The sequence below is a fragment of the Nocardia sp. NPDC055321 genome (assembly GCF_053645575.1).
The window spans coordinates 295,761-311,643 of sequence record NZ_JBSHMS010000008.1; the positions used below are offsets into that span (position 1 = coordinate 295,761).

Here is a 15,883-nt window from a genome sequence, read left to right on the forward strand (position 1 = left end):
TTAGGTTAGCCTAGCAATACTCAATTGCGTTCGGGAGAAGAAGATTTGATCACCCGCGAGGAAGTTCGAGAGATCGTCGCAGCCGAACTGGAGGTGACACCGGAGACCATTTCGTTCGACGAGGATCTGGTGCGCTACGGCCTGCATTCGCTGAAACTGGTTGTCATGGCCGCGATGTGGCGCAAGCACGGCTTCGACGTCACGCCGTCGCAACTCGTCACCGACCCCACCGTGACCGGGTGGACGGAGTTGCTGGCCACCCGCGCGGTGGCGGCGCCCCTGCCCGTCGTATCCACGAGTTCCGATGACGGCGAGCCTTTTTCGCTCGCACCGATGCAGCACGCCTACTGGGTCGGCAGGCACGACGGCCAGGCGCTCGGCGGGGTCGCGGCGCATCTCTACGCCGAGTTCGACGGCACCGCAATCGATCCCGTTCGACTCGAACGCGCCGTGTGGCGGCTGGTGGACCGGCACCCGATGCTGCGAACCCGGTTCCTGGCGACCGGCATGCAGCAGACGATGCCCGCCGCGCCCCCCGACATCTGGACGATCGTCGATCTGCGTGACGCGGCGCCGGCCCGGATCGAGGCCGAGCTCGAACGACTCCGCGACGAGAAGAGCCATCAGCGCATGGACGTGGCGGCCGGGCGGGTCGTGGATTTCACCCTGACGCTGCTGCCCGGCGACCGGCACCGGCTGCACCTGGATATGGACATGGTGATCGGCGACGCGGTGAGTTACCGGCGTGCGCTCGCCGACCTCGCGGTGCTGTACCGCTCGGACTCCGCGGATGCGCTGCCGCCCATCGCGGTGACGTTCCGTGACTACGTGAACTGGCGGGGCAGCCAGACGCCCCCGCAGTACGAGCAGGATCGGCAATGGTGGGCGGAACGCATTCCGGAGCTGCCGGACATCCCCGCCCTGCCCACCGTGGCGGAATCGCGCCGTGCCGATGCCCGGCGCAGCGTGCGCTATCGCGCGTGGCTCGACGCCGAGACCAAGACGCGCCTGTACGACCTCGCGTACCGGCACCGGTTGACCCCCGACGCGGTGTTCGCGACCGTGTTCGCCGAGACCGTCGCGCAGTGGTCGTCCGAGCAGCGGTTCCTGCTCAATCTCCCACTGTTCAACCGGCAGCCGATCCACCCCGAGATCGATCAGGTGGTCGGCGACTTCACCAACTCGATCCTGCTGACCGTCGACCTGCGCGAGGGCTCCTACGGTTTCGCCGACGCCGCCGCACGGCTGATGCGCCAGATGCGGGTCGCCGCGGCGCACTCGTCCTACGAGGGACTCGAAGTCCTGCGTGATCTCGGCCGGGCCCGCCGCACCGCGGTGACCGCCTCGGTCGTCTACACCTCCGCACTGCACCTCGGCGAGCTGTTCGCGCCGGAGAGCCTCGAGGTGTTCGGCGAGTCGGTGTGGGTGCTCTCGCAGGGTCCGCAGGTGAACCTCGACGCGCAAGCGCTCGAACTGAACGGCGGCATCCTGCTGAACTGGGACTTCCGCCGCGACGCGTTCGCGGGCAGCGCGATCGACGAGATGTTCGCACGGTTCCGCGCCGCGCTCGAGCTGCTCGCCGGCTCGGCGGACGCGTGGGAGCGACCGCTGCCCACACGGCTGGGGGAACAGACGCTCCGAACACGGGCGGGCGACATACCCGAGGTCGACTCGGCGCCGCGAACCCTGCACGGCCACTTCTTCGAGCGCGCCGCCCGCGACCCGGAACGGATCGCACTCGTCACCGCCGACGGTGATGTCTCCTACGGTGAGCTGGCGCGGCGGGCACTCACCCTCGCGCACACCCTGCGGTCGGCGGGGGTTCGCCCGAACGACTCGGTCGCTGTCGCGCTCGCCGGACGCGGCCGCCAGGTCGCCGCCGTGCTCGGGGTGCTCGCCGCCGGGGCCACCTACGTCCCGGCCAGCCCCGGTCAGCCGCTCGCCCGCCGTCGTCGCATCCTCGCGAGTTCCGGTGCGCGGCACGTCATCACCGACGATTCCGAGTCGGCGGCCGACCTGATCGCGATCCGGCTCGACGACGTCGCGGACACGCTCGACGCACCGATCCACACCGATCCGGCCGCGCTCGCCTACGTGCTCTACACCTCCGGTTCCACCGGCGAGCCCAAGGGCGTCGAGGTGACCCATGCGGCGGCGGCGAACACCGTCGACGCGATCCGCGCCGAGTTCGGCATCGACGAGCACGACCGGCTGCTCGCCCTGTCCGCGCTCGAGTTCGACCTGTCGGTGTTCGACATCTTCGCCGCGCTGTCGGCCGGCGGTTCGCTGGTGTGCCTCGAACCGGGTGACGAGCGCGACGCGCACGCGTGGACCGACACCATCGCGGCCACCGGCGTCACCGTCCTCAACTGCGCACCCGGACTCGTCGAGATGCTCTCGGCCACAGCCGATCCGGACCGGATCCGGTCACTGCGCCTGGTGCTGACCGGAGGCGACACGGTGAGCGCGGACCTGGCCCGGCGCCTGCGCGCCGCGGTGCCCGGGCTGCGGTTCGTCGGACTCGGCGGCACGACCGAGACCGCGATCCACTCCACCTGGTACGAGGTCACCGACGCCACGCCGGCCGACTGGGCGACCGTCCCGTACGGTCGTCCGCTGGCGGGCGTGCGCTGCCGCGTGGTCAACCAGCGCGACGACGACTGCCCGGACTGGGTGACGGGCGAGCTGCTCATCGGCGGGCACGCGGTCGCCGCGGGCTATCGCGGCGATCCCGAACGCACCGCGCAGCGCTTCATCGACCGGGACGGCGTGCGGTGGTACCGGACCGGCGATCTCGCGCGCTATCGCCCCGACGGCTGCATCGACTTCCTCGGCCGCCGGGATCATCAGGTGAAGATCCGCGGCCATCGGGTCGAACTCGGTGAGGTGGAGGCGGCCCTGGCCGCGCACCCCGGCGTCCGGCACGCTGTCGCCGCCGTGGTGGGGGAGCCGAACCCGCGCCTGTTCGCTGCGGTGTACGCCGAAACACCAACGCCACCAGCGGAGTTCGTCGATCACGTTGCCGCGCTTCTGCCCGCCCACATGGTTCCGGATGTCGTGGTGGTCCCCGGCTCCGCGCCGCTGACGCCGAACGGCAAGATCGATCGCACCGCCGTCGGCGCCGAACTCCTCGAACGATCCGGCGATCGGCGCGAGATCGTGGTGCCGCCGGCCACCGTGCTCGAAGCGGCGCTCGAGTACATCGCCGCCGCGGTCCTGGAAGTCGAGCGGCCGGGCGTCGAGACCGACTTCTTCGATCTGGGCGGCAACTCGGTCCTGGTCACCACGTTCGTGGCGAAGGTACGTGGATTGCTGCAGGTGGACGACGTCCGTATGACCGACGTCTTCGAAACCCGGACGATCCGCGCGTTCGCGGACCTGCTCGCGCGGCGAGCGGCGGATGACCGGCTCGAGCGGGTCGCCCGGATGTTCGTGGAGGTGGCCGAGATCGACGTGCCTACCGCCAGTACGCCTGGGCCTTGATCGCCTCTTTCGGCAGCGCGTGCTGGGTTTTCATGGTTTTGGTGATCGATCGTGTGGTGGCGCCGTCGCAGGCGATCCAGGCGAAGGCGCCGTCCGCGACGGAGATCGATTCGGCCTGTTCGCGCATCAGCCGTCCGTTGTCGATTCGCTGCAGCCACGTCACTTCGGTAGCGGGGCGGGATCGGATCGGCAGGGTGGGGTCGGAGTCGTATTGCCATTCCAGCCATACCCGCGCGGGAGCGTCGCCGATGGCGCCCAGGAGCGAGTTGATCGCGGGCAGGGACGCGGTATCGCCGAAGATCACGTACTCCGAGGGCTCGGTCTCGGGCGCAGTGAATTTCGATACGCCGACGCCCTTGCCCATGACGCTGGCGTCGACGACGTCGCCGACCGCGGCGTTCTGGGCCCACCGCGACGCGGGACCACCGTGTAGCGCGAACTCGACGCCGAAGGTGTCCGAGGCGGGGTCGGGATCGACGAGGGTGTACCCGCGCTGGTGCTCCTTACCGTCGTCGTCGGCGAACCACATCCGGATCCACTGCGTCGGGTGCACCGGGTGATCGGTGAGCAGACCACCCGCGGTGAAGCCGATGCGGAGGTACTTGTCGGTGACGCTGTCGACCGAGGTGACTGTCAGTCGGTAATCGTCGGCGCGCCATGCTTTGAGCAGCAGTCCATTGATACCTTTACCCATGAATGCCAGGTTAGCCTAACCAACATTCACTCGCGAGTGGGTCGCGCGCCGACGCGCCCGAGTTGATCTCCGGCGCATCGGGTTCCGGGTCCGCCGCCGGCCTCGCGACGACGAGTGCGGAGCGTCGCGACGCGGTCGAGCGTTCGATCGACACGGTTGCCGAAATCGGTTGCCGGATCGAGGAAGCCGAAGTGCAAAGCATGGAGAAGAGGACACGGAGCCGTCAATTAGGTTAGGGTAGGCTTCGCTACCGTGCGGGGCTGCTCGCCGGTGGCGCCCAAGTATTTTCGCTCCGCGGGTTGGGGATTCGCGATGCCAGATGTAGATGTGCCGAGACAGCGCCCGGTGCCGCTGTCACTCGCGCAGCAGGCCGCACTGCTGCCGGAACGGCTGCGCCGATCCGACACCGGTGACGGTCCACCGGTGACGCCGAACCTGTTCTCCGCCATGGAGATCACCGGCGAACTCGATCCGGGCGCCCTCGACCGGTCCGCCGTCGCGCTGCTCGACGCGCAGGAGATCCTGCGCAGTGTCTTTCCCGATGACCGCCGAATGCCTTATCAGACAGTGCTTTCCACACCGGATTCGGTCGTGGAGGTCATCGAGGGCATCACCGGCGACGTCGAACTGTTCGCGGCGCTGGTCGCCGACGCCGAGCACCGATTCGATCTCGTACGGCAACGTCCGATCCGGCTGCGCCTGTATCGGCTACCCGCTCGCGCGGTCCTGTCCGTCACCGTGCATCAGGTCGCGGCCGACGATCAGGCACTCGACCTGCTGGTGACGGGCCTGTTCGCGGGATACGGCGGCGAGCCGGTCGCCGCGTCCGGGCACTACCGTGATTTCGCCGCCGCACAGGTCCGGGGTCTGTCGGCGGCCGCCGCCGATCCCGCGATCGCGTTCTGGACCGAGCAGTTGGCGGACGCGCCCGAGCCGGTGCCGGTCGCCGCGGTCGGCGCGGGCGGTGGAATCTCGCGCCGGACCCTCACGCTGTCGTCGGACACCGTGGCGGCGCTGGCCGGCGACGCCGAACCGAGCGCGGCGTTGCTCGCACTCGCGGCCGCGGCCCTGCGCGACGCGGGGCTCGGCGACGACGTCGTGATCGGTCTCATCGACCCCGCCCGGACGCCCGAATCCGCCGGGGTGATCGGCAATTTCGCAAACCGGCTCGCCATCCGCGTCGATCTCGCGGACCGCACGGCCGGACAATTGATCGACGCGACCGCGCACGTGCTTTCGCGGGCGCGTGCGCACGCGGGCCCGCGCATCGAGCACCTGACCCACCTCACCGGCGGCGGCCCGCTCTTCCAGGCGCAGTTGCAGGTTCGTTCGGCCGGACCCCTCGTGCTCGACTTCGAGGCCGGGGCCGCGCGCGAGATCGCGCGGCAGGTGGCCAGACCGCACGACGTGGACATCGTGTTCGACGTCGTACCGGCGAGCGGTGGCGCGGTCACGATCGAGATCACCTTTCCACGGCAGTTCGCCGGACGCCCGGAGATCGAACACTTCGCCGACGGATTCGCCGCGCGCGCCGGCGCCTGGGCGGCCGACCCGGGGACCGGCATCGGCGACGCCGACGACTCGATGCCGTTGTTCGCCTCGGCCGAGTTCGAGTTCGGGATGCTCACCTCCGGCCTCGGCGGACCACCGAGCACCGCCGCCGAAACGACTGTCGCCGAAGCGATCCGGACGGTACTCGCGCTCACCGACGATGACGAGATCGGTCGCGACGACACGTTCTTCTCCCTCGGCGGGGACAGCATCGCGGCCCTGCGGCTCGCGACACTGCTCGGCGAACAGGGGTTCGCGCTGGACGTCAAAACGGTGTTCAGCGCGCCGGCGATCCACGAGCTGGCCCGGCAATTGGACGCGGCCCCACCGACCGCGGCGATCGCGCCCGTTCCCGCGATCGAACCCATGGGGGCGTCCGGACTGGACGCCGCCACGCTCGCGGCTCTCGGAAACCGGTTCAGCGCGGCGAAATTCGGCACGGCGACATCGAGCGCGGAGTAGGCACATGGGCAAACCGGGATGGACGAGAAAGTTTCACAAGCCGGGTTCGCCGGGTTCGCCGCCGCTGCTGATATTTCCGCACGCCGGTGCGGGGGCATCCGCGTACCGCGTCTTCTCGAAGGCGTTCAGCGCCGATTTCGACGTGTACGTCTTTCAGTATCCGGGGCGCCAGGATCGCGCGCACGAACCGGCGTTGACCTCGCTGCGCGAGATCGCGGCGGGTGCGTTCGCCGAAGTCCGCGGCGCGGTGGCGCGCAGCGGGCGGCCGTTCTTCACCTTCGGCCACAGCATGGGTGCGATGGTGTCGTTCGAGTTCATCAGGCTCGCGGAGGCCGAAAGGCTGCCGGTCGCCCAGGCCGTGCTCTCGGCCGCGGTGGCCCCGTCGCGCGGCGAGCACCGCACACCGACGCCAACCGATGACGAGGGGCTGCTCGACCATCTGACGATGCTGCAGGGTATGGGGTCCGAGGTGCTCGCCAGTCGCGACCTCATGCGGGTCTCGCTGCCGGCGATCAAGGCCGATCATGCTGCCGCCGACGGGTATTCGTGCCCGCCCGACGTCAAGATCGCCACCCGGATCCACGCCATCGGCGGCGATCGCGACCCGATCGTGTCCCTCGCGGATCTGAACAGTTGGCGCCGGCACAGCGACGACGTGGAGATCACGGTCTTCGACGGCGGTCACTTCTACCTGAACGATCACGTCGAGGCGCTGGCCCGATTGCTGGCCGCCGGGCGGGCCGCATGAGCAGGGACACCGACCATATCGTCATCTCCGGTATCGGCGTGGAGGCTCCGGGGGGCATCGAGGAACCGCGGGAGTTGTGGGCCGCTGTCGTCGAATCCAGGGAACTGATAGGCCCGTTTCCCCGGGATCGCGGGTGGAACATCGAGGAAATGCTGTCGCTGCACGAACTCGACGGCTGGGGCGGGCTGCGCGATGCCGGTGGTTTCCTCGACGGCGCAGCCGAATTCGACGCCGCGCTGTTCGGCATGGGCAAGAACGAGGCCGTCGCCGCCGACCCGCAGCAGCGGGTGGCGCTGCGCGTGGCCTGGAAGGCGTTGCAGCACGCCGGGATCAATCCCTTCGAGCTGGACGGCGCGGACGCGGGCTGCTTCCTGGGCATTTCGGCGATGGAGTACGGTCCGCGGCTCGCGGAGGTCAACGAGCACTCCGGGCAGCGGACCATCGGGTTCAGCGTGTTCGGCGCGCCGGGGCGCGTGTCGCACAGCCTCGGGTTGACCGGACCGACCGTCGCCGTCGACTCCGCGTGCGCCTCGTCGTTGACCGCGCTGCACCTGGCCGCCGCGGCGGTCCGGGCCGGGGAGTGCGAATGGGCACTGGCGGGCGCGGTGTCGGTCATGGGCGAGCCGATCGCCTTCTACGAGTTCGCGAAGTACAACGCCGTCTCGGCCGACGGCCACTGTCGCTCCTATTCCGACGACGCGAGCGGCACCCTGTGGGGCGAGGGCGCCGGATTCGTGGTCCTGGAGCATGAATCGCGGGCGCGGCGGCTCGGGCACCGCGTCTACGGCCGGATCCTGGCCTCGCACCACAATCACAACGGCGCGGGCAGGCCGATCCTGGTGCCGCGCCAGGAGGCGCAGGAGCGGCTGATCACCAAGACGATCGCGAGCGCGGGCATCGACCCGGCGCTGATCGGCATGATCGAAGGCCACGGCACCGCCACCCGCGCCGGGGATCCGGTCGAGATCACCGCGTTGCAGAACACGTACGGGACAGCGGGGACACCGCTGCTCGGATCCGTGAAATCCAATGTGGGACACGCTCAGGCGGCGGCGGGAATGCTCGGCCTGGCGAAACTGCTGCTGTCCGGTCTGCACGGGGTCGTACCGCCGACGCTGTTCGCGAGCAGGCCGACCACCCGGGTCGACTGGGATCGCTCCGGGCTGCGGCTCGTGGACACTCCGACGCCGTGGCAGGCGGTCGATGGTTACCGCTACGGCGCGGTCTCGTCGTTCGGCGCCGCCGGATCCAACGCTCACGCCATCATCTCGATGCCCGATCCGGCGGAGGCCGTCGATGGATAGTTATCGGTTGCCCGACGGTTCGGTGCCGGTCCTGCTGTCGGCCGACAATACGGACCTGCTCCGCGAGGAGGCCGTGGGAATCCTGTCCTACGTGGCCGATCATCCCGCGGTCTCGGTCGACGAGGTCGCCGCGATGCTGTTCCGAACGCGCGCCGCGCGCCGCCATCGGGCCCTGGTGCTCGGCGTCGATCGGGACGGTCTGCTCGACGCGCTGCGCGCACTCCTCGACGGTCATGCTCACCCCGCTCTGGTGCTGGGCCGGGCCGACGCGGTTCGGCGGCACGCGTTCGTCTTTCCGGGGCAGGGCGGGCAGCGGCCGGGAATGGGAAGGCTGTACTACGAGCGGTCCGCGGCCTATCGCGCGGAAGTGGATCGCTGTGCGGCGCTGTTCGCCGAATTGTTCGGCGAACGCGGAACCGCGCCGGTCGAGTACCTGCTCGCCGACCCCGAAACATCGGGCGGCACCGCGGCTTCCGGCGCTGCGACGCGAATCGTGCAGCCCGCGCTGTTCCTGCAGATGGCCGGTCTCGCCGCGATGTGGCGCGCGGCCGGGGTCGAGCCGGTCGGCGTCGTCGGGCACAGTCAGGGTGAGATCGCCGCGGCGTACGTGGCGGGAAAGATGTCGCTCGCCGACGCACTCGTGGTGGTGGGAGCACGCGCCGAGGCGGTCGACCGCATCGCCTCGGATGCCTACGCGATGGCGCTGGTCGAAGCCGATCGAGACGAATGTGAGGCGTTGCTGGCGCCGCACCCCGGATGGTCGGCGGTCTCGGTGATCAATTCGCCGCGCCTGGTGGGTATTTCGGGTGAACGCGCGACCGTCGCCGAGGTCGTCGCCGAACTCGCCGCGATCGGCCGGTTCAGCCGGGTGATCAAGGTGGGATACCCCGCGCACACCCACAAGGTGGACGAGCTGCGCGGCGAGTTCGGCGCCACGCTGCGGCGCCACCACGTCGCGGCGGCTTTCCTGGACAGCGAGATCGACTGCATCGGTGCGACATTGGGCACGCCCGTCACCGCCGACCGCCCGCTGCACGACTACTGGTTCCTGAACCTGCGCAACATCGTCCGTTTCGATCGCGCGGTCGCCGCCGCGGTCGAGCACGATCTCGATTCGTTCGTAGAACTGGCCGCCCATCCCACCCTGCACCTGCCCTTACGCGAGAATCTCGCGGCCACGCCCGCCGCGACGGTGTCCGCCACGTCGAACCGAACGGCCGTGGATCTCGCACCGTTCACCCGGAATCTGGCCGAGCTGGCGGTCGCCGATTCGGGATACCGATGGTCCGCCCTGCGGGTCGCCGCCGCGCACCCGGGCCTGCCGCTGCTGGACTTTCCGGCGATGCGAATGAGCCGGCAGCGGCTCTGGCTCGAGTCCGGTCGCGACTCCGTGCGGGCGGTCACCCCGCGGGCCACGGCTCCGGCCTCGGCCCGGCCGCAACTGCTGGTCGAAAGCTGGACGCGGACAACCCGATCGGCACTGACCGCCCCGCGGTCGATCGGTCTGGCCGACCCGTTCGGCGAGTGTGCCGAGCTCGTCGGACAGCTGTGCGCCGCCGCCGCGGACCTCGACGCGACCGCCCGTCCGGTCGACAGCGACGCGGGCGGTGACAACGGCGACATCGATACCGTCGCGGTACTGCTGCCGGACCTCTCGGACCGCGACGCCGCGGCCGCGGTGACCCAGTTCTTCGCCGAGCGGTCCTGGTGGTCGAAGCCGGGCCGGCGGGTCGCCGAATGCTGGCTCGTCACCGTCGGCGCCGAGGCCGTGTTCGACGGTGACCTGCCGGACCCCGCCGCCGCCGCGATCGGCGCCGGCTTCCGGTCGATCGGCGCCGAACATCCGGGGATCGCGTTCCGGCACCTCGACCTGCCGGCGGCCCCGACTCCCGATGCGGCACAGTCGATCCTCGTCGCGCTGCACACGACGGGCGAGGCGGAGCTGGCGGTGCGCGCGGGGTATCGATACGCCAAGCGCCTGACCACGGGAGTGGTCGGCGCCGGGCTCGTTCCCGCCCGGCAGAACATCGTCATCACGGGCGGCACCGGGAAACTGGGACTCGAGTTCTGCGACCACTTCGCCCGCTCCGGCGCGCGGCGGATCACGCTCGTGAGCCGTACGGGCGCCACGCCCGCCGTCGCCGAGCGGCTCGCCGGGGTACGCGGGGCCGATGTGCGGGTCTGGGCCTGCGATATCGGCGACCCCGCGGCGGTGCGCGCGCTCGCGGACGAATTCCGCGACGCGCCACCCGATTTGATCATCCACGCCGCCGCCGACCACGCCGGGGTGGAGAGCGCCGACCTCGCCGAGATCACCTCCGCGCACGTCGGCGGGGCACTGCGGGCCAAGATCGCCGGTCTCGAGCACGTGCTCGAACTGCTGCCCTTGACCGATGACGGCCGGGTCGTGCTGTGCTCGTCGCTCGCCGCCACGCTCGGTGGCCGAGGAACGATCGTGTACGCCGCGGCCAACCGGATGCTGGACGCGCTCGCGCACCGGGCGCGCGCCGCGGGCACCGAGTGCGTCTCGGTGCAATGGGGGCAGTGGGCGGTACATCGCGGGGCCGGGGCCGCGGATGTGTCGACGCTCGCCGAAGTCGGCTATCTGCCGATGGATTCGGCGGACGCCATCGCGCTCGGGCTCGGCGGTCTCGACGCGAACGCGATCGTCGCGGCCTTCGACTGGGATCGCGGGCGGTCGGTGTTCGGAGCGTTCGGCCACGGGAGCCTGCTGTCCGAGTTGAGCGCGCCCGCGCCCGCCGCCGTGGAACGTTCCGCTCCCGTCGGTTCGGCCGTCGTCGCCGCGGTCGAGCCGCGGACGCGAATCGTGGAACTGGTCGCCCGCGCGCTCGGCGAGGACGACGTGGACGTCATCGACCGCACGCGATCGCTCGTCGCGCTCGGTCTCGATTCGTTGCAGGCGTTGGAGTTCCGCCGCCGGGTGCAGGCGGAGTTCGGCGTCGAGCTGCCGGTGGCGGAATTGATCAGCGGCGCCTCGATCGACGACGTCATCCGGATGCTGGGTCACACGCCGGCGCAGAGCCCGCCGCGGGCCGCGCCCGACCTCGCCGACCGGGCACGCCGGGCGGCCGAACAGATCGTGCCCGCCGATCTCGACGTCGACCGATTCCGTTCGGCCCGAGCGGATATGGACGGCTTCGGGCTCGCGGCCATGCTGCGCGTGGTCGAGCCGGCGCTGCACGACCCGGCGGCGGATCACACCACCGCGCAGTCGGTGGCCGCGATCGCCGACCGGTTGGGGTTCGCGCCCCGGCACCGCTGGCTGCTGCGTCAATGGCTCGAGGCACTGACCACGCACGGCTGTCTCACCGGCGACCCGGATCTCGGGTACCGCCCGGCCGGTGCGCCGCCGCCCACGATCCGCGGCGGGCTCGCCGAGGTGTGCGCCGACCTCGGGTACGCCCCCGAGCTCGCGACGTTCCTCACCGCCAGCGACGACCATCTGGCCGACCTCGCCCGGGACCGTATGCGGGTGCAGGAACTGCTCTTCCCGGGCGGCGACATGCTCGTCGCCGAGTCCGCCTACCGCAGCAACCTGATCAGCCGCTACCTCAATCGCGCGGCCCGCGAGATCGTCGCCGGGCTGGTCGATCGGCTGCGCGAACGGCGTACCCCGGTCCGGATCCTGGAGCTGGGCGCGGGCATTGGCGGTACCACCGACGATGTCGTCGCCGGGCTCGACGGGCTGCCGGTCGAGTACCACTTCACCGATGTGTCCGACTTCTTCCTCGACGCCGCGCGTGTGCGATTCGCCGATCGTTCCTGGATGCGCTTCTCCCTCGTCGACATGAACACCGACCTGCGCGGGCAGCCACGATACGACGTGGTGATCGCGTCGAACGTGCTGCACAATGCCGGTCACATCGGACACACCCTGAACGAACTACACGATCTGCTCGAACCGGGCGGCGCGGTGGTCATCATCGAGACCTGCTGGGCGCACTGCGAACTGCTGACCTCCGTGCACTTCCTGATGTCCCCGCCCGACGGCCGGCCACTGGCGGGCGCCACCGACGTGCGCGCCGGCACCGATCGGATCTTCCTCACCGAGGACGAATGGCGCGAACAGCTTTCGGCGGCGGGACTGCGGCCGATCGCGGTACTGCCGGACACCGATCATCCCCTTGCCCTGCTCGACCAGCGAGTCTTCGCCGCGGTTCGCGACGGCGGAGCCGAGTAACGACACAGAATGGAGAACGCGATGGCGCCACCGCGGGCGGAGCACGACGACGCCGTCGTCGTCGAATCGGTCGAGAAATCGTTCGGCGACGTACGGGCATTGCGCGGCATCGACTTCCGGGTGCGGACGGGCAGTGTGCTCGCCATGCTCGGGCCGAACGGCGCGGGAAAGACCACGATGGTGTCGGTGCTGTCGACGCTCGTGCGGCCGGACGCCGGTCGCGCGTCGGTGGCCGGATTCGACGTCGTGCGCGACGCCGCCGAGGTACGCAAGTCGATCATGCTCACCGGCCAGTACGCGGCGCTGGACGAAATGCTCACCGGCCGTGAGAATCTGGTGCTCTTCGGCCGGTTGCTGGGGCACACGCGCCGATCCGCCCGGCAGCGCGCCGACGAACTGCTCGAACGATTCTCGTTGACCGACGCCGCCGACCGGCGGGTCGGGCAGTACTCCGGCGGAATGCGGCGCCGCATCGACATCGCCTGCGGCCTGGTGCGTTCGCCCGCGGTGGTCTTCCTGGACGAGCCGACCACCGGTCTCGATCCGGTCAGTCGCCAGCGGTTGTGGGCGCTGATCCGCGAACTGAAAGCCGCCGGGGTGACGATTCTGCTGACCACGCAGTACCTCGAGGAAGCCGACGCGCTCAGCGACAACATCGTCGTCGTCGACCACGGAACGGTGATCGCCGAGGGCACCGCCGACGAGCTCAAGTCGCGCTCGGGTTCGAGTTTCTGCGAGGTGGTTCCGGTCGACGCGGGCGATGTGCCGGCCGTGGTCGCCGCACTGTCCGGACTGGGGGAGTGCACCGTGCCCGAATCCGCCGACCGCGTGGCCCTGCCCGCGCCCGACGGCGCGGCGACACTGGCCGCGGCGCTCGCCAGGATCACCGCGGCCGACATCGAGTTGATCGATATCGCCCTGCGGCGCCCCTCGCTCGACGAGGTGTTCATCCGGCTCACGACCGAGGCGGCGGTGTGAGCGTCACCGTGGCGAGCGCGCCCGGAGCACCGGCCGGCATCGCCGAATCATGGACCGCCGATCCCGGCCGGCAGTGGGCGGCGCTGAGCGAACGCTCGATCCGAGCCGCGCTGCGGGAGGGCGACCTCGTGCTCGCCTTCACCGCGCCGCTGATCTTCTTCGTCTGTTTCCATGTGCCACTGCACAAGTCGATGGCGGCCGCCGGATTCGACTACGCGCAGTACCTGCTGCCGCTGATCGTCGTGCACGCGATGTTCTTCGGCTCGATGTTCGCCGGTGACCGTGCCGCCCGGGAAGTGGCCGGGGGAATGGGCACCCGCCTGCGTGCCCTGCCGGTGCGGGCCTGGGTACCGCCGGCCGCGCGGATGTCGGCGAATCTGGTGCGCGCGGTCGTCGGGTTGTGCGGCGCCCTCGTCATGGGGACGCTGTTCGGGTTCCGCTTCCACGGTGCGGGTCCCACCGTGGTCTTCGTCGGACTCGCGCTCGGCTTCGGCGTCGCGATGATGCTCGCCACCGACGCACTCGGCATCGCGACGGCCAATCCGCAGTTGGGCGCGACCGTCCTGTTCGTGCCGCAACTGCTGCTGATCATGATCTCGACCGGACTGGTACGGGCCGAAGGGTTTCCGGGCTGGGTCCAACCGTTCGTCCGCAATCAGCCCGTCTCCCAATTGGCCGACACCCTGCGCGGGCTCGCCGACGGGCGCTACCCGGACTCACTGCCGGTCGCCGCGGCGTGGACCGTGGGTCTGTTGCTGGTCGGGGCGGCGTCGGCGGTGTGGGCGGAGAGGGGACGGCGATGACGACACTGGTGAACGAAGCGCTGGTCGAGACCGAGCGGCTGCTGCGCCGCTGGAGCCGGCAGCAGGTGGTGGTGGCCTCGACGCTCGTGCTGCCGATCCTGCTGTTGCTGACCTTCGATCTGGTGTTGAGCCGCACCCTCGGCGCGGTCGGCGGCAGCGAGCCGCTGCACGGTTTCGTGCCGCTGATCGCGGTGGCCGGCGCGATGTACGGGGCGATGGGTACGGCCGAATCGCTTGTCGGCGAGCGGGAGAACGGGTTGCTCAGGCGGTTCTGGTCACTGCCGGTGCAGCGGTTCAGCGGTCTGCTCGGCAGGTTGTTCGCCGAATGCGCGCGTGCCTTCGTCGCGACGGTGCTGGTGCTGGTCGTCGGGGTGATCCTGGGGCTGCGGTTCGACCATGGCGTGGTCGGAGTGCTCGGCGTGCTCGTGGTGCCGGTGATCGTGGTGGCCGGGTTCACACCGCTGGTGGTCGCGGTCGCGCTCAGCCCGGTCGGCCGGCAGGCGGTGCAGATCTTCTCGATCGTGGTGCTGGTCGGGATGTTCTTCAACTCCGGATTCGTGGCGATAGACAGCTATCCCGGATGGCTCCAGCCGATCGTCCGCGCACAGCCGATGAGCTGCGCCATCGAGGCCATGCGCGGATTCCTGCAGGGCGGGGCGACCGTCACACCGCTGCTGCAGACCATCGCCTGGTCGGTGGGAATGGTCGCGGTGTTCGGCGCCTTGTCGGTGCGGGGCTACCGCGCGGCGGCGGAGAACTGATCGGTCGACGGGGATTCGCCGCGGTTATCGAGGCGAGGGGAAAGCCGTTCCGCCGCATGCGGATCCGGCTTTCCCCTCGGTGAAGGTCAGGTCCGGTCGACCCGTGCGGACCTCCACAGCCCGATGCCGAAAACGGTGAGGAAACAGGTGGCGTAGAACGCGATCGCCACGTTCCTACCCCAGATGCCGTCCGGCATTCCCTGCATCTGCCCGGTGCTGTACTCGGCGTTGATGAACGGCGAATACCGGCGCAGCGCGTTGCCGAAATCGACGCTCGCGAGCAATAGTGCCGCTTCGGTACCCAGCTTCAGGAACAGGACGGCGGCGACGACGATGTAGGTCTGCCGCACGAGTGCGACGAGGCCGAGGCCGAGCGCCACCAGCAGCACCGTGTACAGCGGAATGGCCCAGACGAAACGAATGCCGGCCGGGGTGAACAGCGAAACCTCGGACCAGGTGCGCGGGGAGAACCGCGGCACGATGCCGTTGATCGCGAGCACGGCGACGGCGGTCGTCGCCGCGCCGAGACCGCCGAACACGACGAGTTTCGCGGTGAGCAGAGTCCAGCGGCGCGGCTGGATGTAGTTGAAGAGCACGACCGTCTTGCTGCGCACCTCGGAGCCGTAGGAATTCACGGCGGCGCACATCATGAAGAAAGTCGAGAAGAACAGCACCCAGTAGACGGCGTTGTCCGGGGTCATCGAGTAGCCGCCGGGCAGCAGCACTTCGTCCGGCGTGGCCGCGGCGTTCTTGTCCCAGATGGCCTCGTTGAGTGCCGCGATACCTGCGGTGAGGACGAGCGGCACGATGATCGACAACGGGATGGCGGCCCACAGCACCCCGCTGCGCCACGTGAGTTTGGTGAGTTCGGCTCGAATCGCGTCGATGAGCTGCACTG

At 69.9% G+C, this 15,883-nt stretch carries 10 protein-coding genes; 8 read left to right on the top strand and 2 right to left on the bottom strand.

Annotation, left to right across the window (positions count from 1 at the left end):
- Nucleotides 1-45 precede the first annotated feature (45 nt).
- Complete coding sequence (locus ACWIGI_RS15855; RefSeq protein WP_454203104.1) at nucleotides 46-3,483, top strand: amino acid adenylation domain-containing protein; 3,438 nt, start codon at nucleotides 46-48, stop codon at nucleotides 3,481-3,483.
- On the opposite strand, the gene ACWIGI_RS15860 is transcribed toward ACWIGI_RS15855, so the two are convergent.
- Nucleotides 3,458-4,177, bottom strand: coding sequence for a siderophore-interacting protein (locus ACWIGI_RS15860; protein ID WP_454203105.1), 720 nt, complete (start codon nucleotides 4,175-4,177; stop codon nucleotides 3,458-3,460). The genes ACWIGI_RS15855 and ACWIGI_RS15860 overlap by 26 nt on opposite strands.
- A 312-nt stretch (nucleotides 4,178-4,489) precedes the next feature.
- Between ACWIGI_RS15860 and ACWIGI_RS15865 the strand changes: the two genes are divergently transcribed.
- Genes ACWIGI_RS15865 through ACWIGI_RS15895 form a run of 7 tightly spaced genes read left to right on the top strand, consistent with a single transcriptional unit; the run spans nucleotide 4,490 to nucleotide 14,985 of the window.
- Complete coding sequence (locus tag ACWIGI_RS15865) at nucleotides 4,490-6,190, top strand: condensation domain-containing protein (RefSeq protein WP_454203106.1); 1,701 nt, start codon at nucleotides 4,490-4,492, stop codon at nucleotides 6,188-6,190.
- Nucleotides 6,191-6,194: 4 nt separating this feature from the next.
- Nucleotides 6,195-6,938 carry a thioesterase II family protein gene (locus tag ACWIGI_RS15870; protein ID WP_454203107.1) on the top strand — a complete coding sequence of 248 codons (744 nt, stop codon included), beginning with the start codon at nucleotides 6,195-6,197 and terminating at the stop codon, nucleotides 6,936-6,938.
- Entirely contained in the window at nucleotides 6,935-8,242 is a 1,308-nt protein-coding gene (locus tag ACWIGI_RS15875; protein ID WP_454203108.1) for a beta-ketoacyl [acyl carrier protein] synthase domain-containing protein, read from the top strand. The genes ACWIGI_RS15870 and ACWIGI_RS15875 overlap by 4 nt, the downstream gene beginning before the upstream one ends.
- Nucleotides 8,235-12,443 carry a nocobactin polyketide synthase NbtC gene (gene nbtC, locus ACWIGI_RS15880; protein ID WP_454203109.1) on the top strand — a complete coding sequence of 1,403 codons (4,209 nt, stop codon included), beginning with the start codon at nucleotides 8,235-8,237 and terminating at the stop codon, nucleotides 12,441-12,443. The genes ACWIGI_RS15875 and nbtC overlap by 8 nt, the downstream gene beginning before the upstream one ends.
- 21 nt (nucleotides 12,444-12,464) lie before the next feature.
- Nucleotides 12,465-13,421, top strand: coding sequence for an ATP-binding cassette domain-containing protein (locus ACWIGI_RS15885; protein WP_454203110.1), 957 nt, complete (start codon nucleotides 12,465-12,467; stop codon nucleotides 13,419-13,421).
- Entirely contained in the window at nucleotides 13,418-14,224 is an 807-nt protein-coding gene (locus ACWIGI_RS15890) for an ABC transporter permease (RefSeq protein WP_454203111.1), read from the top strand. The genes ACWIGI_RS15885 and ACWIGI_RS15890 overlap by 4 nt, the downstream gene beginning before the upstream one ends.
- Nucleotides 14,221-14,985 carry an ABC transporter permease gene (locus ACWIGI_RS15895; RefSeq protein ID WP_454203112.1) on the top strand — a complete coding sequence of 255 codons (765 nt, stop codon included), beginning with the start codon at nucleotides 14,221-14,223 and terminating at the stop codon, nucleotides 14,983-14,985. The genes ACWIGI_RS15890 and ACWIGI_RS15895 overlap by 4 nt, the downstream gene beginning before the upstream one ends.
- Before the next feature lie 86 nt (nucleotides 14,986-15,071).
- Here ACWIGI_RS15895 and ACWIGI_RS15900 read toward each other — a convergent pair whose 3' ends face one another.
- Nucleotides 15,072-15,881, bottom strand: coding sequence for a hypothetical protein (locus ACWIGI_RS15900; RefSeq protein WP_454203113.1), 810 nt, complete (start codon nucleotides 15,879-15,881; stop codon nucleotides 15,072-15,074).
- Nucleotides 15,882-15,883 lie beyond the last annotated feature (2 nt).